Origin of the sequence: Bacillus sp. FSL P4-0248 (assembly GCF_038593305.1) — a bacterium.
GTDB classification, from domain to species: domain Bacteria; phylum Bacillota; class Bacilli; order Bacillales; family Bacillaceae; genus Bacillus; species Bacillus safensis.
On record NZ_CP151983.1, the window covers coordinates 2,014,197 to 2,034,030 of the forward strand.

Annotated in this window: 22 protein-coding genes; all 22 read right to left on the reverse strand. The window is 41.1% G+C overall.

Annotated elements, in window-relative coordinates; all coding sequences use genetic code 11:
- Nucleotides 1–1,116: a prephenate dehydrogenase gene (locus tag NST65_RS10140; RefSeq protein ID WP_065214689.1), complete on the reverse strand. Its 1,116-nt coding sequence runs from the start codon at nt 1,114–1,116 to the stop codon at nt 1–3.
- Nucleotides 1,117–1,230: 114 nt separating this feature from the next.
- Nucleotides 1,231–2,328 carry a histidinol-phosphate transaminase gene (gene hisC / locus NST65_RS10145; protein ID WP_065214688.1) on the reverse strand — a complete coding sequence of 366 codons (1,098 nt, stop codon included), beginning with the start codon at nt 2,326–2,328 and terminating at the stop codon, nt 1,231–1,233.
- An 11-nt stretch (nt 2,329–2,339) separates the two neighbouring features.
- Complete coding sequence (trpA, locus tag NST65_RS10150) at nt 2,340–3,143, reverse strand: tryptophan synthase subunit alpha (protein ID WP_065214687.1); 804 nt, start codon at nt 3,141–3,143, stop codon at nt 2,340–2,342.
- Complete coding sequence (gene trpB / locus NST65_RS10155) at nt 3,140–4,339, reverse strand: tryptophan synthase subunit beta (protein WP_111926497.1); 1,200 nt, start codon at nt 4,337–4,339, stop codon at nt 3,140–3,142. The genes trpA and trpB overlap by 4 nt, the downstream gene beginning before the upstream one ends.
- Nucleotides 4,320–4,988 (reverse strand): phosphoribosylanthranilate isomerase, encoded by a 669-nt coding sequence (locus tag NST65_RS10160; protein ID WP_181566847.1) that lies wholly within the window; start codon nt 4,986–4,988, stop codon nt 4,320–4,322. Before NST65_RS10160 ends, trpB begins: the two co-directional genes overlap by 20 nt.
- On the reverse strand, nt 4,985–5,737 hold the full coding sequence (trpC, locus tag NST65_RS10165) for an indole-3-glycerol phosphate synthase TrpC (RefSeq protein WP_065214684.1): 753 nt from the start codon (nt 5,735–5,737) through the stop codon (nt 4,985–4,987). Before trpC ends, NST65_RS10160 begins: the two co-directional genes overlap by 4 nt.
- On the reverse strand, nt 5,730–6,752 hold the full coding sequence (gene trpD / locus NST65_RS10170; RefSeq protein WP_065214683.1) for an anthranilate phosphoribosyltransferase: 1,023 nt from the start codon (nt 6,750–6,752) through the stop codon (nt 5,730–5,732). Before trpD ends, trpC begins: the two co-directional genes overlap by 8 nt.
- A complete protein-coding gene (gene trpE, locus NST65_RS10175; RefSeq protein WP_065214682.1) occupies nt 6,724–8,271 on the reverse strand; it encodes an anthranilate synthase component I in 1,548 nt (515 codons plus the stop codon). The genes trpD and trpE overlap by 29 nt, the downstream gene beginning before the upstream one ends.
- A 231-nt stretch (nt 8,272–8,502) precedes the next feature.
- Nucleotides 8,503–8,886 (reverse strand): chorismate mutase, encoded by a 384-nt coding sequence (gene aroH, locus NST65_RS10180; RefSeq protein WP_024422804.1) that lies wholly within the window; start codon nt 8,884–8,886, stop codon nt 8,503–8,505.
- Complete coding sequence (aroB, locus tag NST65_RS10185) at nt 8,883–9,974, reverse strand: 3-dehydroquinate synthase (protein WP_065214681.1); 1,092 nt, start codon at nt 9,972–9,974, stop codon at nt 8,883–8,885. The genes aroH and aroB overlap by 4 nt, the downstream gene beginning before the upstream one ends.
- Nucleotides 9,974–11,146 carry a chorismate synthase gene (gene aroC, locus NST65_RS10190; protein ID WP_024422806.1) on the reverse strand — a complete coding sequence of 391 codons (1,173 nt, stop codon included), beginning with the start codon at nt 11,144–11,146 and terminating at the stop codon, nt 9,974–9,976. Before aroC ends, aroB begins: the two co-directional genes overlap by 1 nt.
- Nucleotides 11,147–11,219: 73 nt before the next feature.
- Nucleotides 11,220–11,999, reverse strand: coding sequence for a protein-glutamate O-methyltransferase CheR (locus tag NST65_RS10195; protein ID WP_034280426.1), 780 nt, complete (start codon nt 11,997–11,999; stop codon nt 11,220–11,222).
- A gap of 146 nt (nt 12,000–12,145) precedes the next feature.
- The gene (gene ndk / locus NST65_RS10200; RefSeq protein ID WP_024422808.1) at nt 12,146–12,592 is read right to left on the reverse strand and encodes a nucleoside-diphosphate kinase; all 447 of its coding nucleotides are present in this window, start codon (nt 12,590–12,592) and stop codon (nt 12,146–12,148) included.
- Nucleotides 12,593–12,721: 129 nt separating this feature from the next.
- Entirely contained in the window at nt 12,722–13,684 is a 963-nt protein-coding gene (gene hepT / locus NST65_RS10205) for a heptaprenyl diphosphate synthase component II (RefSeq protein ID WP_061109294.1), read from the reverse strand.
- 24 nt (nt 13,685–13,708) lie between these two features.
- Nucleotides 13,709–14,413, reverse strand: coding sequence for a demethylmenaquinone methyltransferase (locus NST65_RS10210; RefSeq protein ID WP_024422810.1), 705 nt, complete (start codon nt 14,411–14,413; stop codon nt 13,709–13,711).
- 3 nt (nt 14,414–14,416) lie between these two features.
- Nucleotides 14,417–15,184 carry a heptaprenyl diphosphate synthase component 1 gene (locus tag NST65_RS10215; protein WP_061109295.1) on the reverse strand — a complete coding sequence of 256 codons (768 nt, stop codon included), beginning with the start codon at nt 15,182–15,184 and terminating at the stop codon, nt 14,417–14,419.
- 114 nt (nt 15,185–15,298) lie between these two features.
- A complete protein-coding gene (gene mtrB, locus NST65_RS10220) occupies nt 15,299–15,529 on the reverse strand; it encodes a trp RNA-binding attenuation protein MtrB (protein ID WP_008344541.1) in 231 nt (76 codons plus the stop codon).
- A gap of 24 nt (nt 15,530–15,553) precedes the next feature.
- Nucleotides 15,554–16,123 carry a GTP cyclohydrolase I FolE gene (folE, locus tag NST65_RS10225; RefSeq protein WP_003215789.1) on the reverse strand — a complete coding sequence of 190 codons (570 nt, stop codon included), beginning with the start codon at nt 16,121–16,123 and terminating at the stop codon, nt 15,554–15,556.
- Nucleotides 16,124–16,313: 190 nt separating this feature from the next.
- Nucleotides 16,314–16,592, reverse strand: coding sequence for a non-specific DNA-binding protein Hbs (gene hbs / locus NST65_RS10230; RefSeq protein ID WP_003215863.1), 279 nt, complete (start codon nt 16,590–16,592; stop codon nt 16,314–16,316).
- Between the two features lie 373 nt (nt 16,593–16,965).
- On the reverse strand, nt 16,966–18,444 hold the full coding sequence (gene spoIVA, locus NST65_RS10235; RefSeq protein ID WP_008344534.1) for a stage IV sporulation protein A: 1,479 nt from the start codon (nt 18,442–18,444) through the stop codon (nt 16,966–16,968).
- A gap of 204 nt (nt 18,445–18,648) precedes the next feature.
- Nucleotides 18,649–19,374 (reverse strand): hypothetical protein, encoded by a 726-nt coding sequence (locus NST65_RS10240; protein ID WP_041117833.1) that lies wholly within the window; start codon nt 19,372–19,374, stop codon nt 18,649–18,651.
- Nucleotides 19,375–19,392: 18 nt separating this feature from the next.
- A complete protein-coding gene (locus NST65_RS10245; RefSeq protein ID WP_041117835.1) occupies nt 19,393–19,596 on the reverse strand; it encodes a DUF2768 domain-containing protein in 204 nt (67 codons plus the stop codon).
- Nucleotides 19,597–19,834 lie beyond the last annotated feature (238 nt).

The window sequence follows — 19,834 nt, forward strand, 5'->3', positions numbered from 1 at the left end:
TCAGTCAGCATAAAATGTATCGTAATTCGCTCTATTTTTTATACAGATTTCTGCACGCTTGCGGTCGTCATCTGTTTGAAAACTAATGCGTAAAATCCCATTAATGTCTTCCCGCGTCTCAATAATACGGATATTTGTAATACTAATGTTTTCACTTGCTAGATGCCCTGTAATCTCCGATATGACCCCAGGGTGATCCGGAACATCGACATACAGATCATAAAAAGCAGGAATGGCTCCTTTTTTCCTTAGAGGAAGTCCATCGCGATATTCCTTAGCATCTTGAAAATAAGAGAACAATCCTTCAGCATCTTCTTGCTCTACGAAGGTTTCAATGCGGTTAATCTCTTTTTTCCATTCATGGAATCGGTCTAAAATCTTGTGTTTATTGTGCAGCAGGATATCCCTCCACATTGCAGGATTGCTTGAAGCAATTCGTGTGATATCACGAAAGCCTCCAGCAGCAAACCGTTTAACAAGTGGGAATTGTTCTTCAAAATGATGTGCTTGATGCACAAGGCTGGCTGCAACAATATGAGGGAAATGGCTGATAACACTTGTCACAGCATCATGTTCTTCTGGTGTCATTTCGATGAAATGAGCATGTGTCCCCTTTAACAAATCCATCAACCGATCAACAGCTTGACGTTTTGTTTCCTTTGCAGGCGTTAAAATATAGAACGCATTTTCAAATAAAAAGTCTTTCGCTGCAATAACACCTGACTTATGAGAGCCTGCCATTGGATGTCCGCCAATAAATTGGTACTGCTCAGGCAGCACTTTTTCAGCAAAATGGACGACCTTTTGCTTTGTGCTGCCGACATCAGTGATTGTGAGCTCTCTTTCAATTCCAGAGTCTGCAATATCACTAAGCATCTTTATTGTTTGCTGGACAGGAGTTGCCAAAATAATGGTCGAAGATTCTTCTAAACCAGCCAAAAACGAATCAGCTGTTGCATCAATAATTCCCAGCTTTGTTGCAGCAACCATTTGCTCTTTGGAAACATCAAATCCTACAATTTTTTTATGAGGATGCTCTTTTTTAATTGAGAGTGCAATGGATCCCCCAATTAAACCGAGTCCAGCGATTAATATTGTTTCGTTTGCATCATTCATATTCATCACCTGATTTTTCGCGAAAATTAAACAACCTATTTCAACAGCTTATATGTATTGAGGTTGGTACAATGAAAGCCATATCCTGCCTTAGGATATGACTTTCTGGTTATGCTACGCACGAATGCCTTGCAGTAAATCGGCAAGTGTGCTTAGAATGTCTTCATTTTGCTCTTTTGTTCCGACGGTAATACGTAAAGAAGTCGGAAAACCAAGTGCTTTACCGGAACGAACAATGTAACCTTTTTTCAATAATGCATTGAACAATTCATCGGCATCTCTTTTAAAATCAATCAGCACAAAGTTTGTTTGAGATGGATAGATATATAGTCCAAAACGGTCAGCAAAATCTTGATATTGCTTGAGACCTGCTTCGTTTTTCTGTCTGCATGATTGTATGAAATCTTGATCTTTGATCGCTGCACGAGCAGCTGCCTGAGCGATACGGCTGGTATTAAACGGCTCTCTCGCTGGTTCAATGGCAGTAATCAGCTCTTCTGATGCAATTCCGTAGCCTACTCGAAGCGCTGCAAGTCCATATGCTTTAGAAAACGTTCGAAGTACAATGACATTTTGATAATTGTGTAATAAAGATAAACTGTTTGGAAAATCTTCCGCACGAACGTATTCAAAATACGCTTCATCTAGTACAACAAGCACGTGAGCTGGCACTTCATCTAAAAACGCCACAATCTCAGATTCTGACAAATGATTTCCTGTCGGGTTATTTGGATTACATACCCAGACAACCTTCGTGTTTTCATCGATCGCATCCAGCATACCCTTCAGATCGTGAGCTCCTCCTTTTAAAAGAGGCACTTCTCGAATTTCCGCCTTTTCAATCACTGCATTGTGACGGTATTGCGGAAACGATGGAGATGGGATGACGGTATTTGTATGTTGGTCAAGGAATGCTCTCGCAATAATTTGCACAAGTTCATCTGAGCCATTCCCGAAAATTAATTGTTTTTCACTTACTTGAAGAAACTCAGCAATCTCCGTTCTTAAACTTGCGCTGTATCCATCAGGATAAATCGCTAGATGTTCGAGCTCGGCTTGTATTGCCTCTCTTGCATGTACAGAATATCCAAAAGGGTTTTCATTTGAAGCCAATTTCACAATTTTGTCTAATTGATATTCTTTTTTGACCTCTTCAATTGGTTTCCCAGGTTGATACGGTTTTAGCTGTTTTAATTGATCTTTGATTTGCAAAATGTTTCACCTCATTTGAATGAATAGAGGGGACTAAATGTTTTTGCATATGTTTCAAATTCTCTTAAAGCCTCTTGACGTGTATCACTTGCCAGCAATTGTTCTTGAAGCTCTTCAATTTTTTTCACAAGTGCACTTCCGACAACAACACCGTCACTCAGTTTATTCATTGAGTCTACCTGCTCTCTTGTTGAGATGCCAAAACCGACAGCAACCGGTATGTGACTCAGCTGTTTCACTTGTTGAATAAAATCTGTAATTGACGCGTCAAAGGATTGCCTGACACCTGTTACACCAAGAGATGAAACACAATACACAAAACCTTCTGCCTGCTCTACAATGTTTACTAATCGTTCCTTGCTTGTTGGTGCAACGAGTGAAATATATGAAATGCCATGTGTTTGACAGTTCTTTTGCAGCTCGCTGCTCTCTTCAAACGGCAAGTCGGGTGTTAAGAGTCCCGAAATATGATTTTTGCGCAGTAAAGCGAAAAAGTATTCTGTGTCTAATTGTAACACAGGATTATAATACGTAAATAGAATTACAGGAATTTTTACTCCGTTTTTTTTCATCTTCCCTGCTAATTCTATCGCTTTTACGATATTCATGCCATGATTTAGAGCTCTTTTGGAGGCTCTTTGAATGACAGGACCGTCTGCTAATGGATCGGAATAAGGAACACCGAGTTCAATCGCATGTGCACCGGCTGCTTGAAGAGAGACAGCTAAATCAATCGTAATGTCTTCTGACGGATCTCCCGCTGTGATAAATGGGATAAATAATTTTTCACCTTGCTCTAATTGAAACGTGATCATTTTGTTTTTCCCTCACTTTCAAGCACGTTCATTAATGTATGCACATCCTTATCGCCTCTTCCTGACAGGCAGACAAGAACAATTTCATCTTCATTCATCGTCTTGCTTACCTCAAACGCCTTGGCTAACGCATGTGCAGTTTCAATTGCTGGAAGTATTCCTTCTTTTTCAGTCAGCAGTTTTAGGGCATCTAGTGCTTCTTGATCTGTTGCACTCACATATTGAACCCGCCCGCTCGCATGTAAATATGCGTGCTCTGGTCCAATTCCCGGATAATCTAAACCAGCGGAAATCGAATATGGCTCAATAATTTGGCCAAATTCGTCTTGGATTAAGTATGTCAAAGACCCGTGGATCACACCTTTGGTTCCTTTCGTGATGGTTGCAGCATGGAGCGGCGTATCGATTCCTTTTCCAGCTGCCTCTACACCAATGATATCTACCTCTTCATCTAAGAATGCCCGGTACATTCCAATGGCATTACTTCCGCCGCCAACACAGGCAATGACTTTATGAGGAAGCCTTCCTTCTTTTTCAAGCAGCTGCTCTTTTGCTTCATCACCAATCATCCGCTGGAACTCACTGACGATTTGAGGATACGGATGAGGGCCTACAACGGAGCCAATCATGTAAAAATGATCACTGCAGTGCTGAACCCAATAGCGGATAGCTTCGTTGGTTGCATCTTTTAGTGTGCCATTCCCGCTTGTGACAGGTATGACTTCAGCGCCAAGCAGCTTCATCCGAAAGACATTGAGTGATTGTCTTTCCACATCTTCTTTTCCCATAAATACCGTGCAGGATAACCCGAACTTTGCGGCCACCGTTGCAGCAGCTACTCCGTGCTGGCCCGCGCCTGTTTCCGCGATGATGTTTGATTTCCCCATTTTTTTCGCAAGCAGGGCCTGACCAAGCGCATTGTTAATTTTATGAGCACCCGTGTGGTTTAAATCTTCCCTTTTTAAATAGATCTTTGCGCCGCCGAGGTATGCTGATAATTGTTCAGCATATGTAAGCGCAGTTGGTCTGCCTGAATAGTTTCGAAGTAGTGATACATATTCTGTTTGAAAAGCAGGGTCCTCTTTTAATTCACGAAATGCCTGCTCGATTTCTGCAAGTGGCTGCATGAGCGTTTCCGGGACAAATTTCCCTCCGAATTCTCCGTATCTGCCAATCTCATTTGGATATGCGTACATCATTTAACATCCTTTCTTCGAGCGCTTCGATCTTAGCGCTGCTTTTCTTCCCGTTTTCTTCTATTCCGCTTGAAAGATCGAGCGCTTCTGGACCATAGGCAAGGAGCTCTGCTACCGTTTCTGGTGTGATACCGCCTGCAATTATGCAAGTTTTCTCAAGCCGTTTTGCATGCTTAACGTATGCAGGCACCGCCTCCCAAGCAAAAGCTGTTCCAGAGCCGCCTCTCATCCCTTTTACTTTCGCATCAATGAGAAAGCCATCGACAACAGGTGCAAATGCCGTCATTTTTTCCAGCGTGTTTGTGATATTGGATTCGTGGTGGAACACTTTCCAAACGACAGCCCCTGTTTGTTGTTTGATTTTTTTTGCGTCATCCTTCGTTTCATCTCCATGAAGCTGTACGATATCTAAAGGTATATGTTTTGTGATGTCACATACTTTTTCGATCTTTTCATTTACAAATACACCGGTAATTTTTTTCTCACACTTTGTTTGAATGAGCCATTGTTTCACTTGAGCTGGCTGGACTTGTCTTTTACTTGGAGCAAAAATAAATCCAATGGCATCTGCGTGAGATTGCGCAATACATTCCACATCTTCTTGTGATACTGCTCCGCAATATTTTAAGTAAGGCTTCATCCTGTTCATTCTCCAAACAATGTTTGAACGGCTTTTTCTTGTGATTGTTCTCTCATTAATGATTCTCCTACAAGAACTGCACCCGCTCCATGTTCCTTCACAAAGGTCAGATCATCAAATGTTTGAATACCGCTCTCACTCACTAGTAAGACATCGTTTGGAACGAGGGGTGCGATCTCTTTTGTTTGTTCAACTGTTGTTGTAAATGTATTTAAATTCCGGTTGTTCACTCCAATGATTTCAGGGGTAAACAACTTCAAAATATTTTCCAGTGTATCTGCTGCATGTACTTCGACAAGGACATCTAGGCCTTTCTCTTTCGCTTCAGCATAGAGCTCGTGCAGCTTTTGCGGCTCAAGAACTTCTCCAATTAATAAAATGGCATCTGCCCCTATACGTCTTGACTCTTCTACTTGTATGGAATCAATGATGAAATCTTTTCTTAAAATTGGACGATCTACGTGTTTTTTAATGAGGGATAAGTATTCGTTTTTTCCTTGAAAGAACGGTTCATCCGTTAAAACAGATAAGCAATCAGCATTTGATTTTTCGTAAGCTTTTGCTGTTTGTAAAGGATCAAAATTCGGTTGAATGATTCCTTTGGAAGGAGACGCCTTTTTCACCTCCGCAATGAGACCAATTGAGCGATGAGGATTCATGAGTGCTTCTTTAAATGATCGTCTTTCAAAGTGTCCATCCACTGGTAACTGCAATGTTTGGATATGTTCTTTTTTGCGGGAAATGATTTGATTAAGCATAGATCTCTTCCTCTCTCGTTTTTTGTTTTAAACGAGCCAATTGTTCTTTGGCTGCGCCGTTTTTAATCGTTTCAATCGCTTTTAATGTTCCGGCCATGAGGCTTTCTGACTTTCCTGCGACATATAAAGCCGCTCCAGCATTCAGGGCTGTAATATGAAGCGGCGCCCCTCCTGTTTGATGATTCAATATATTCTGAATCAATTTAGCACTCTCTTCCGGTGATTGGACCTGAATATCTGATAAATATCCTTTTTGCAGCCCAAAGTCTTCTGGATTAAGTGTATATTCTGTCATGACATCTTTTTTGAGTTCAATCACATATGAATTTGCTGTAATCGTTAATTCATCCAGCCCATCTTCTCCGCAAACAAACAGCACATGTTCTGGCTCTAACGGCGCAAGGGCTTTTGCCATTAACTTCGCCTTTTCCTTTGAGTAAACGCCGATGATTTGCTTTTTGGCTTGCATTGGGTGGCAAAGCGGGCCTAATAGATTAAATACCGTCCGGAAGCCGAGCTGCTTGCGGACTGCGGCTACTTGTTTCATAGATGAATGATACAATGGGGCAAATAAAAATCCCATGTTTTTCTCTTGTATTTGTCTTCTTGTTTCTTCTGGTGTGGATTGAATATGAATCCCAAGACACTCAAGTACATCGGCACTCCCGCTTTTAGAAGAAACTGATCGATTTCCGTGTTTGGCGATTTTGGCTCCAGCAGCGGAAGCGACAATGGCGGCGGCAGTTGATATATTAAAGGTGGAGAGTCCATCGCCTCCTGTGCCGCAAGTGTCAACAACATCAAGCGATCGTTCCATTGGTGCTGCATTTTGCCGCATGGCTTTCACAAAACCCGTCATTTCTTCAGCGGTTTCTCCCCTATGCGCTAAAATCGAGAGACTAGCAGCGACTTCGGCATCTGTTAAAAAGCCGCTCATCATATCATGCATGAGTTTAATTGCTTCATTTTCTGATAGAAAGCCTCCATTAACAAGAGCTGATAGTCGGTGATTCATCCTGCACACTCTCCTTTTCTGAGAAAATATGTTCCGCAAGCTGAATGGCTTTCAAAAGTGCTCCTGCCTTGTTACAAGTCTCTTCCCATTCATTTTCTGGGACAGAATCAGCCACAATGCCGGCGCCTGCTTGTATAGAAGCGGTCTGATTTTTGACGCTCATCGTACGAATGGTAATACAGGAGTCGATATTGCCGTCGAATCCAATATAGGCAATACAGCCGCCATACGTTTCTCTTGGCTCAGGCTCCATTTCATTTAATAATTGCATCGCTCTTATTTTCGGGGCACCTGTTAATGTGCCTGCAGGGAATGCGGACATGAGCGCATCGACTGGATGTGTATCCCGCTTTAGCTTTCCTGTCACAATGGAGATGATGTGCATGACATGTGAAAAATTCACTACTTTTGTAAAGGTAGGTACGGATACACTGCCGTATTCTGCCACACGGCCAACATCGTTTCTGGCAAGATCCACTAACATGTAATGCTCGGCTTTTTCCTTTTCATCTTCAAGCAGCTCTTTTGCTAGCTCAGCATCCTCTTCTATCGTTCTTCCTCGTTTTCTTGTGCCAGCAATAGGATGAATTTCTAAATGCCCATTTTTGGCATGGATTAATCGTTCTGGCGAGCTACCGACTAAATCACGGTCTTTTAATTTCATAAAATACATATAAGGAGATGGATTCACAATCCGAAGCACGCGGTATAATTCAAATGAACTCACTGACACAGGGATATCAAAGCGCTGCGAGAGTACGCCTTGAAAAATGTCACCCGCTCGAATGTATTCTTTTATTTTTTCAACATCTTTTAGAAATTGCGCTTTTTCATAGGTTGACGTCACATGTTCAAAGGACGGCGGCTCATTCATATTCCCTGATAAAATCAGTTCTTTCATATCAACCTTTGAATGAAGCTTGTGAATCATCTGTTCAAGCTGTTTTTGATTTTCTTTGTAAGCGCGTATTTTTTCGTCTTCTGTTTCATGTCCGGTTAGCTGGGTGTACTGGATAAAATGAACATGATTTGTTTCATGATCAAAAGCAATCATCGTTTGGCAGACAAATAATGTGCAATTTTCTGTCGTCGATGCGCTGCGGTGAGGCCTGACAGAAGGTTCAATGTTTGGGATTAGATCGTAGCTTAAGTACCCAACAGCCCCGCCTGTAAATGGGATATCAATATCTGGCGTTTTGATTTGATATTGCTCTTTCATCCAATCCAGCAGTTTTTTCAGCTCTTGCTTTTGCATGACTTCCTGCCCCGCAGCATCACGTGCAACGTATTTGTTTTGGTCATCATGTAAGGTTAAAAACGGATGCAATCCAATGAAGGAATATCTCGACCAGCTGGAAGACTCATCTTTGCTTTCTAGCAAATACACAATATCTTGTTTGAGTTTTTCAACAATTTGAATCGGTGAGAGCGTATCGACTGTAATGGTTTCAACAATTGGGATCGTTTTGTAGGACTCACTATCCTTTAAAAATTGAGTCAGGTTTGATTGGGAATTCATAAGCACACTCCTTAAATGGGATTAAGGAGAATGAGGGGACATATAGAGGGTTTGTATGAGTATACAAAATAAGCCTAAAAGAGGGTTACTCTTTTAGGCAGTATGATTAAATAGAAGTATCGTATCTCTGCTCAACTCTACTCATCTCAACTACCCTAGTCTCATTCTCATCTTCTCTAAGCTTGCAATGCCGTTTACACCTGTGTGTAAACTTCGGCTGTTCATATCGTATTATAATTCCTTGTTTTTTGTCAACTGTAAATCAGGGCGAAGCGTCACAGCTTCTTCCAAGTATACATGCTGTATGTCTTCCTGCTTTGTATCTGTCTGGACAGTCATTAAGACACGAATACATTGCTTTAAACCGCCATCAATGTCCAGTTCCTGCATACAAGTAACCGGTACATATGTCCATCCTTCAAATTGACGAAGTGCTTTTGCCGGAAAAACGGAGTGAATATCTTGTGTAGCTGAAATCAAGATCTGCACGACACGTTCTGGATCTACTTGGTTTCTTGAAATGATCGCTTCTAGCAGCTGTTTCGTTTTATTTAACACTTCTGTTTCTGTATCTTCTATCACAGTTGTAGCCCCACGTATCCCGCGAAACATCATAGACATCCCTCCTCCCGTTTCCATTCTTCGAGCCAGTAGTGCAGCTCATCTTTTGTGAAAGACTGTAAGGTGACGTCTCCAACCTGTTTTAATAAAACAAATTGAACACTGCCGCCTCTTGCTTTTTTATCACCAATCATCCGGTCAACAAATGTTTTCGTGGAAATATCTTTTGTGACATTGACCGGGAAACCGAGCTCTTTCATCCACTCTTTTAGTTCCAAACGATTAAGGCTGAGCCCCAGCTGCTTTTCGCTCACATACAGCGCAAACTGCATGCCGATTGCAATGGCATCTCCGTGCGTGATGGCGCCATATCCATACTCTGCTTCAATGGCATGCCCTAGTGTATGGCCTAAATTCAAAAATGCACGCACACCTTGTTCTTTTTCATCTTCTTGAACGATTGACGCTTTGACTTGAATGCCTTGATACAGCATATGTGCCAGCTCGCTTTTTGATAAATCCGTCAAAGAACGAATGGACATCAGTTCTGATAAAAATTCTTCACTTGAAATCAGTGCATGTTTGATGACTTCTGCAAAGCCTGATCTTCGTTCAATTTGAGAGAGAGTCTCAAGCATACTAGTATCATAGATCACAGCTTTCGGCTGATGAAACGCACCGATTAAATTTTTACCGAGCGGATGGTTGATCCCTGTTTTCCCGCCAACTGCACTATCATGTGCCAGCAGCGTCGTCGGCACTTGGATAAAATCAATGCCTCTCATATAAGTGGCAGCAGCAAAGCCAGCCAAATCTCCAATCACGCCTCCTCCCAGCGCAATGATGCAGGAGGAACGATCAAGCTGAAATTGAATGGCTTTCGTATGAATATGCTCAAATTCGGCAAAGGATTTTGACTGCTCTCCGCTTGGCACAACCACTTTGTTCACAGGCCACTTCTGCTGAAGTAAGCGAACCATCTCATCCCCATAAATGGCATCAACAGCTGCATCTGTGACGATTAAGAGCTTCGTATAGGAATGCCCAGTGGAAGTTATCAAGTCGACGATATTGCGTTTAATCCCATCACCGATAAATACAGGATAAGTGGCTGAAGACGTCTTAACTTCCAGTGTTTTCATTAAAATTCCCTCTGAAGCTGGCGCATTTTCTCAACATTTTCTTTAATGCGGTCGATTTGGTCAAGGCCAAACTGCTCCACAACTGCATTGGCAATTTCCCATGCAACGACTGCTTCTGCAACAACACTTGCAGCAGGAACAGCACAGCTGTCAGATCGTTCAATACTTGCAGAGAAAGGTTCTTTTGTTTCAATGTCAACGCTTTGAAGCGGCTTATAAAGCGTTGGGATTGGTTTCATAACCCCTCTTACGACAATTGGCATACCGGTTGACATTCCGCCTTCAAGACCACCTAGGCGATTTGTTTTTCTCGTATAGCCCTTTTCTTCATCCCAGATGATTTCATCATGGACCTCACTGCCGTTTTTAGAGGCTGCCTCGAAGCCAATACCGAATTCAACCCCTTTAAAAGCGTTGATACTAAGTACAGCGCCCGCAAGCTTGCTGTCCAATTTACGATCGTAATGAACATAGCTGCCAACCCCAACCGGCATCCCTTCAACGATGACTTCAACAATTCCGCCAATTGAATCGCCGTTTTTCTTCGCTTCATCAATTGCATCCATCATTTTCTGACCTGCTTCACTGTCATAGCAGCGAACAGGTGATTCTTCTGTTACCTTCTGTAAATCTTCAATAGACTCATATGCTGTATGAGCTGCTTTCACTCCGCCAATTTCAAGAACGTGGCCAGCTACTTTAATCCCTAGATGCGCCAAGATTTGTTTGGCAACTGCGCCTGCTGCTACTCGAACAGTTGTTTCGCGGGCTGATGAGCGCTCTAATACGTTTCTCATATCACGGTGTCCATATTTGATCGCCCCATTTAAATCCGCATGTCCTGGTCTTGGACGGGAGATTTGACGCTTCATTTCACTTTCTTCTTCTTCCGTGATCGGCTCTGCCCCCATCACCTTTGTCCAATGCTTCCAGTCGTTGTTTTCAACAACAAGTGCGATTGGGGAACCTAATGTTCTTCCGTGGCGAACACCACTTAACACTTTCGCCTGGTCTTTTTCAATCTGCATTCTTCTTCCGCGGCCATGACCTTTTTGTCTTCTAGCCAATTCATAATTGATGTCATCCTGCTCTATGTAAAGTCCCGCTGGAACTCCTTCAATAATTGTGGTCAGTTGTGGACCATGTGATTCACCTGCTGTTAAGTATCTCATGACTCAATCTCCCTTCATCGCATTAACGCTTTTAAGTAAAAATATAATAACACACTTGCTACTAAAAAGTCAGCTACATACCCTTCTTTTGATAAAAGAAAGTATCAGCAGATGTCAGTCCAAACTTTTCTGGGTGAAAAATTTGCTCTGTAGAACCAACAAATAATACGCCATTTTGTTTTAAACTGCTGCTCATTTTTAAGTAAATTTCTTCTTTTGCCTCTTCAGTAAAGTAAATCAGTACATTTCGGCAGACGATGAGGTCAAGCTGTTTTTCATATGGATCTGCTAAAAGGTTGTGCTTCTTAAATTGAATATGCTTTCGAACCTCATCCTTCACAGTGTAAAATGAAGAATCTTCTTTTGTGAAATATTTTTGCTTGATATGATCTGGCACCTCTTGCAGAGAGCGTTCATGATATCTGCCTTTTTGAGCTGACTGCAGAACTTTATCATCAATATCAGTGGCAATAATTTGGAAGTCTTTCACAAGAGGATGGCTTGACAGCAGCATGGAGAGTGTATATGGCTCCTCTCCTGTCGAACATGCTGCACTCCAAATCTTTAAGGTGCCGCCATTTTTCGAAAGCAGCGGCAGAATTTTTTGATCAAGTACTTCCCAGCGCTGATAGTTTCGGTAAAATTCTGACACATTTATCGTCATGCGGTCCATCGTCTCATCTAATAATGCTCTGTCCTTTTCAAGCGCGGCCGCGAATGCTTCAAAATTTTTATATCCTTTTTTATCATAAAGTGATGTTAATCTCCGTTTCATTTGTGCTTCTTTATATAAATTCAGATCAACCCCGGTTAGTTTTTTCCATTTTCCAACAAAAACTTGATATGGATCCATCAATGTCCTCTCCTGTCTCATCTATCTTTGTCCTAGTATAGCTGTTTTTATCGAAAATTTGTATCTTCTCATGCGAAATTTCGTGCAGAAAGTTCAATATAAAAAAAAGCCAAAGTGCCCATTAGATGAACACCTTGGCTTGAATCTTAATAAATCCAGCTTGAGATGGTTTGATCCCAGCTTGTGAGTTCTTCTTGTTTGAAGAATAAGTTAATTTCTCTTTCAGCACTTTCTGGTGAGTCAGACCCATGGATAATGTTTTTCCCAACAGTCAATCCATAATCTCCTCTTATTGTTCCTGGAAGCGCTTCCTTTGGATTTGTTTTGCCGATAATCTGTCTTGTTACGTCTACTACCTGTTCACCTTGCCATACCATTGCAAATACAGGTCCTGACGTAATAAAGTCAACCAATTCCCCGAAAAATGGTTTTTCTTTATGCTCTCCGTAATGTGTTTCTGCTACTTCCTTTGGTATACTCATTAGTTTTGCACCAACAAGCTGAAGCCCCTTTTTTTCGAATCTTGACACAATGTCACCGATTAATTGTCTTTCCACACCATCAGGTTTGACCATAAGAAATGTTTTGTCCATATACGTTTTCCACCCCGTCGTTATGTATGTATAGGCTTACATTGTTACAAAGTGATCGTATCATTTTTTTTTATAATAATCAATTTTTGACAAAAAATTTCACAAAAAAACCAATCAACATCACGTTGATTAGAATTTTCGTTTCCCAATATATTTTGCAATGGAGGCGAGGGACGTTCTCGCTCGTCCTCGAGGAAGTTTGTCGAGCTGTTCAAAAGCTTTTTTCAAATACATTTCACTCACTCTAATCGAGCGGTCAATCGCATCTGTTTGTTTGAGGCTTTCAATGACAGGCTTCAGCTGCTTCTCCGTCGTTTCACTATTGATCAGCTTCAATTGGCCTTCTAGTGTCGGATTTTTCAGTGCATATAAGACTGGGAGTGTGACATTCCCTTGTAAAAGGTCTCCTCCGACAGGCTTGCCCAGCTCTTCTTCAGTTGATGTGAAATCAAGGACATCATCAATGATTTGATAGGACATGCCGACATAGTATCCAAACCAATAGAGGGCTTTATGTGTTTTTTCATCTGTTCCTGCTGCAATGGCGCCTAATTGACAGCTGCCTGCAATAAGCAAGGCTGTTTTTCGTTTGATTCTTCTTAAATATGTACGCAGGTTTTGATCCATATTATATTTATCTTTCACTTGCTCTATCTCACCAAGACAAAGCTCAACAACCATTTTTGACAAAATTTCATGTGCCATTGGGTGATTGATTTTTGTCATGTATTCAAGTGATCTCGCAAACATATAATCCCCTGTGTACATGGCAATTCTGTTATCCCATTTTGCCTTTATGGTTGGTTTGCCTCTTCTCAGCTCTGCATCATCAATGACATCATCGTGAACAAGTGATGCCATATGAATCAGCTCAAGGGCAACGGCAACATATTTAATTTTATTAATGTCATAGTCACCAAACATGCCTGAAAGGAGAACAAAAACGGGGCGGATTCGTTTTCCGCCCGCTTGCAGCAAATGAAGACCTGCTTCACTTAATAATGCATAATCAGAGCGAACGGTTTGTTCAAGCTCTTTTTCAATTATATCGATATCATGATTTAAAAAAGAGATCATTGCTTTTAGTTTCATTATCTTCACCCAAATATCGTTTATTCAAAGCTTCTTTCCGATATGTGTTGCTGCTACACCGCCTGTAAATGGATGATACGAGACATCAGACAACCCGGCCTCTTCAAACAGAGCCGCCAGCTCTTTCATGCCAGGGAACGTTTTGGCTGATTCTTGAAGCCATGAATACTCCTGATAACTTTTGGCAAACAGTTTACCAAAGAGCGGCATAATGTATTTGAAATAGATGTAGTAGCCCTGTTTAAAACCGATCATCTCAGGCTGTGATGTCTCAAGACAGACAACCATTCCGCCAGGCTTCACTACTCTTGTCATTTCCTTTAGCACCGTTAAATAATCAGGAACGTTTCTAAGTCCAAAACCGATGGTGACATAATCAAATGAGTTGTCCTCAAAAGGAAGCTCCATCGCATTGCCATGAAGCAATTCAATTTGTTTGTAGCCCCCAGTCTTCACCTTCGTTTCTCCAACACTCAGCATATTTTTGCTAAAATCAAGGCCTTTGACCTCACCTTTTTCTCCAACAGCATCTGCAAGCGCAATTGTCCAATCGGCTGTTCCGCAGCATACATCTAATGCTTTAGAGCCTTTTTGCACATTCATAAGTTTCATTGTTTTATCGCGCCATTTCTTATGCTGTTTAAAGCTGATGACAGAGTTCATTTGATCGTAGTTTTTATAAATTTTTTCAAATACACCGTGTACTCGCTGTTCTTTTGATTGCTGCATGACTTACCCTTCTTCCACTTTCTGATGGTACGCAGGCTCATTTTTCATATGATCCAAGCGATTTAATAGCTCTTTTTGAACGACCGGAGATGACACAAGATGCTCCTTGATCGGTCGTTTGGCCTTTTCATAGCCTTCATTCTCAAAATTGTCAAAACATGAATAGGCGTCCGTATAACGATCGTTCAAAAAAAGTTTTAAATGTTTGTCATTTTCTGCTTGTTTCATGAAGCGTTTATAAACAAGAAAACGACTTGCAATCTCATTCCAATGCGTTAATTGAAAGTGCTCAGAAATCCTTTGGAAAAGCGCAGATTCAACTGTAGCTACACTTTTGTAAAAGTGCGCTGCATCTTGAATGGACCGGTCATACAGTCTAATTTTATGTTCATTGATCTCTTTGATCGCCGTAGCGAGCGTGCGGATCATATAAATGTCTTTCATGTCAGAGAGAAGAGAATAATAGAGACCACTGAAATAGTCTCCTGCCAGGATGGTCAGCTGACGATTTTTGAATTCGTCTTGCTTGATGGCTGCAGCAGTTGTGACTTCGTCATGGGTATCAAGGGCAATTTGCACAAGCATCGCCGTTAAAATATAATTTTCTTTTTTCTCTGCATCAATTTGAGCTTCTTCAAACATTGCATGAAAAAGAAGGAGCTTATCTTCATCGATGAGTGGTGCGCGTAAATGCTTCGCCAAATAAGGATGAGAAAGCTTTTTATTTAATTTTATATTTAGATTAGATAAAATTCCGTAGATGTCTTGCAAAGATATCACCCTTGTCCCAAAAATTACAGTTTCATATGTAGACCTGCACATTGTATAGAGATTTATTATACCATATCAGCTCTCACTTTTATGCTATCAAGTGCTACAAGTTCTTTATTTCTTTGCTTCGCTTTGAATTTCGCCGAAGCTTGTTTGAATGACAGCATCGCCTCTTACTTTGATCGCTGACGTATGCTCAGTAAATTGTGCAATGATCACTTCACCTTTATCGAGTTTCTCGGAATGGTGAAATCTTGTATCAGAGCCTCTTGTTAGGCCGATGACGTTTACACCATTATCAATGGCTTTAATCACCACAAAATCAGATGCTTTATTTTCACTCATTTTGTTCACCTTCCATCTATTGAATTAGTCGTTTTTAATAAAGGAAAGCACTTCTGCTCTTGCGGCTGCATCATTTGCAAATGTGCCGCGGACGGCTGAGGTCACTGTTTTAGCGCCTGGCTTTTTCACTCCGCGCATCGTCATACACATATGCTCTGCTTCAACGACAATCATCACGCCATGCGGATTAAGTGTTTCCACCATACTATCTGCAATCGTTGATGTAATGCGTTCCTGAAGCTGCGGGCGTTTTGCCACGGCTTCTACAGCTCTTGCCAGCTTACTAAGTCCCGTTACTTTTCCTCCGCGCGGAATATAAGCGACATGGGCTTTCCCGTAGAAAGGCACAAGGTGGTGTTCACACATTGAATGGAAAGCAATATCTTTTACAAGGACGAGTTCTTCGTGGTCTTCGCCAAAAATGGTTTTAAAATGTTCTTTTGGATCTTCATTTAATCCCGAGAACACTTCTTCATACATTTTTGCAACTCGTTTTGGGGTATCAAGAAGTCCTTCACGATCCGGATCTTCTCCGATTGCTTTTAATATATCGCGTACTGCGTGTTCGATTAATTCTTTATTTATTTCACTCATGTATTATATCCTCCAAAGGCGATTACATTTCATTCAGATTCTAGCACACTTCAGATCCTAAAAGCAAAGGAGAGCGTTCTAAACGAACCTTTTGATTCAAAAGGAAAAGCCCCTTATGAAAGGGGCTTTTCTAGACCAGTGTGAAACTGTATATGTATAACTCCTTCAACAGGATCATTACACATAACGATTATTTACCTGCCACCGCGTCTTTAAGTGCTTTACCTGGTTTGAAAGCAGGTACTTTGCTTGCAGGGATTTCGATCTCTGCACCAGTTTGTGGGTTACGTCCTTTACGAGCTGAACGCTCACGTACTTCAAAGTTACCAAAACCAATAAGTTGGATTTTGTCACCATTTTTAAGTGCATCTAAAATTGTATCAAAAACAGAATCAACTGCTTTTGTCGCGTCTTTTTTAGATAACTCGCTTGCTTCAGCAACCGCGTTAATAAGTTCTGTCTTGTTCATGCCTTTCACCTCCTCCCAAAAATATGCATTCAGTAGATTGTTATCATTTCTTCACAATTCATCTTCTTTCTATACCCTTTTTCAGAAAAAAGAGCGTCTAGAAAGCGTTATACATGGCTTTTCATTAGAAAACATCTCTTTGAAGGAATGTTTGTCCAACAAAGTGAAGATTTTCTGTAAGTAGATTAACACATATGAAATACCATATCAAGCATTTTAAAGGGAAGAATCCTTATTCGTCAAGGATTAAGGGCACTTTTGCGAACGAATATTCCTAATTTCAGCCTGAATCTGACTAATCTTTATACAATTGTCTTTTTATGACTCATTCTACACGCAAAAAAAAGACCCCATCAATGAGAGGTCTCACTTGCTATAAAATAATCGCGATCAAACCGCCTGATCCTTCGTTAATGATTCTTTCAAGCGTTTCCTTCAGCTTATATCTTGCGTTTTCCGGCATAAGAGACAGCTTCGCTTGAATGCCTTCTCTGACAAGGGAGCTGAGGGAGCGGCCAAATATATCTGAATTCCAAATCGAAAGCGGATCATCTTCAAAATCTTGCATTAAGTAGCGGACGAGCTCTTCACTTTGTTTTTCTGTTCCGATAATCGGTGCAAATTCACTCTCTACATCTACTTTGATCATATGAATAGATGGAGCGACCGCTTTTAATCTCACACCGAATCTTGATCCCTGCCTAATGATTTCTGGCTCATCTAAACTCATATCGGACAACGCTGGCGCTGCAATCCCGTAACCAGTCTGCTTCACCATTTTCAATGCGTCTGATACTTGATCATATTCTGTCTTAGCATGAGCAAAATCTTGCATCAGCTCTAGAAGATGGTCTTTTCCTCTAATTTCTACACCAACCACTTCTTTTAAAATATGATCATATAGATCATCTGGCGCATACAGGTCAATCTCTGCAATCCCCTGACCCATTTCAATTCCTGCTAAACCCGCTCTTTCGATAAAATCAAATTCACTGAATTGACCAACGACACGGTCGACATCTCTTAATCTTTTAATATCCTTTACAGTTTCCTTTACTGAATCCTGATAGCTTTCTCTCAGCCAGTGATCTTCTTTTAGCACCATCACCCAGCTTGGCAGGTTCACATTCACCTCTAGGACTGGGAATTCATATAATGCTTCACGAAGAACGCTGAGTACGTCTTGCTCTCTCATACTTTCTACGCTCATGGCGAGTACTGGAATATCATACTTTTGGCTAAGTTCCTGCCGGAGCGCTTCTGTTTCAGGATGATATGGCCTCACAGAGTTGATGACCATAATAAACGGCTTTCCAACCTCTTTGAGTTCATCAATCACACGTTCTTCAGATTCAATATAATCATGTCTTGGAATTTCTCCAATGGAACCATCTGTTGTAATCACTACACCTATTGTTGAATGCTCTTGAATGACCTTGCGTGTACCAATTTCCGCTGCTTCATGAAACGGGATTGGCTCTTCATACCACGGCGTATTGATCATTCTTGGGCCATTTTCATCTTCATACCCGCGCGCACCAGGGACAGTATATCCCACACAATCGACAAGTCTGATGTTGACATCAAGGCCATCACTCACGTGAATTGATGCGGCTTGATTCGGTACAAATTTTGGCTCTGTGGTCATAATGGTTTTTCCTGCTGCGCTTTGCGGCAATTCATCCTGTGCTCTTGCACGATCTGCCTCATTATTGATATTCGGGAGCACCACGAGCTCCATAAACTTTTTAATAAACGTAGATTTCCCTGTACGAACAGCGCCAACGACTCCTAAATATATATCGCCTCCTGTTCGTTCAGCGATATCCTTGAAAATATCGACTTTTTCCAAGTGATCCCCTCCCGGACTTGCTATCCTCGTTTTCAAATGAAATACTCTATTCTTCAATCAAACTGTGCTTGAAAGGTGTCTGGACAATATATGTGTATGACGTTGTCCTATTTGAATATGACACCTTTTTGTTTTGAGAGTAAGTTTAGCCATAAAAAAACCTTTCTCCTCATTTATATGCAGAGGAAAAAGGTTCATTCTTGTTTATGACGTCTTTTTTTCTAAAAAGGCAGGCTCACCTTTTTTGTTGATGGTATATGGGACAGAAAACGCGGGTACAAACGGGGTTTCCTGCCAATATACATCCTGAATGTTTTCACCTGGTTTCAGCTTTTGCTTCGTATTCTTCAAAATATGAGCAAAATCACTGCGGTAGTCCACATAGATGTCACCGTTTGATGAAATCAGTAATGGGAGGGAATTCCCTGTCACAGGACTTATCACCGCAGGCGGCGATTTTAATCCTAGTTTTTTTTCATTTAACGTATATAAATTGGCTGATACGACTTTGCCGTATGGCGGATATGTATGTTCATCTTGATACACCTTGATTCTAAGCCGTAATTCATTGATGGTCTGCGTCATTTTGACATCAAGCAGTTTCACAGTGGGTTTCTTTTCGACGTCTGTGAGGACATAAATATATTCGCCCCCGCCTTCATAAGATGTAGACGGTACATCGTGTAAATATCTTGGTGACAAGCGCTTAAAGTCGATGACATATTTCTGATAAACCGGCGTGTCTGCTTCTTTTGTTTCTATAGGCAGAAGACCATTTGTTGCTTTTTGAAATTCCTCAATCGCTGTCTGTACACTTTGCAGCTGCTCTTCGTATGGCACCCGGTTCTCAGCTTTGCGATTCTCTGGATACAGACATCCTGTTAATAAAATAAGTGCTAACAGCGTGACACTGACTTTTGCTTTGATCATCACATTCTTCCTTTTTCTTTATTCATTAACCGGTCCGCTAATGACAACTAAAAACACAATGATACCTGATATCAGCATCAAGCTGTACGCAACGGTCGAGGCCGTTATTTTAAGAAATTTGCTTTTCAGCTTAAACCTGCTGAAATAAATGGTTACTACGGCTAAAAACATGAGCCCCATTGAACCAAGCGCAAACCACATCTTGATTAAAGCAAAACTCATCGTGCCTGTCCCCCTTCAAAACGAACGAATTGTAAGCGTTTATATTTCATTTTAAACCAAAAATAAGGTAAATATCAATCATTTTTCCAATCATTCAGAAAAAAGCGCATAAAAAAACTGAAGCAAAGAGGGGGACTCTGCTTCAGTCATTGGATCGACTATTTTCCTCATTCTGTAGAGGCAAAGCTCTATTCAAACTTCATTGCTATGTTATGCAAGTCTTCCCCTTCTTGCATCC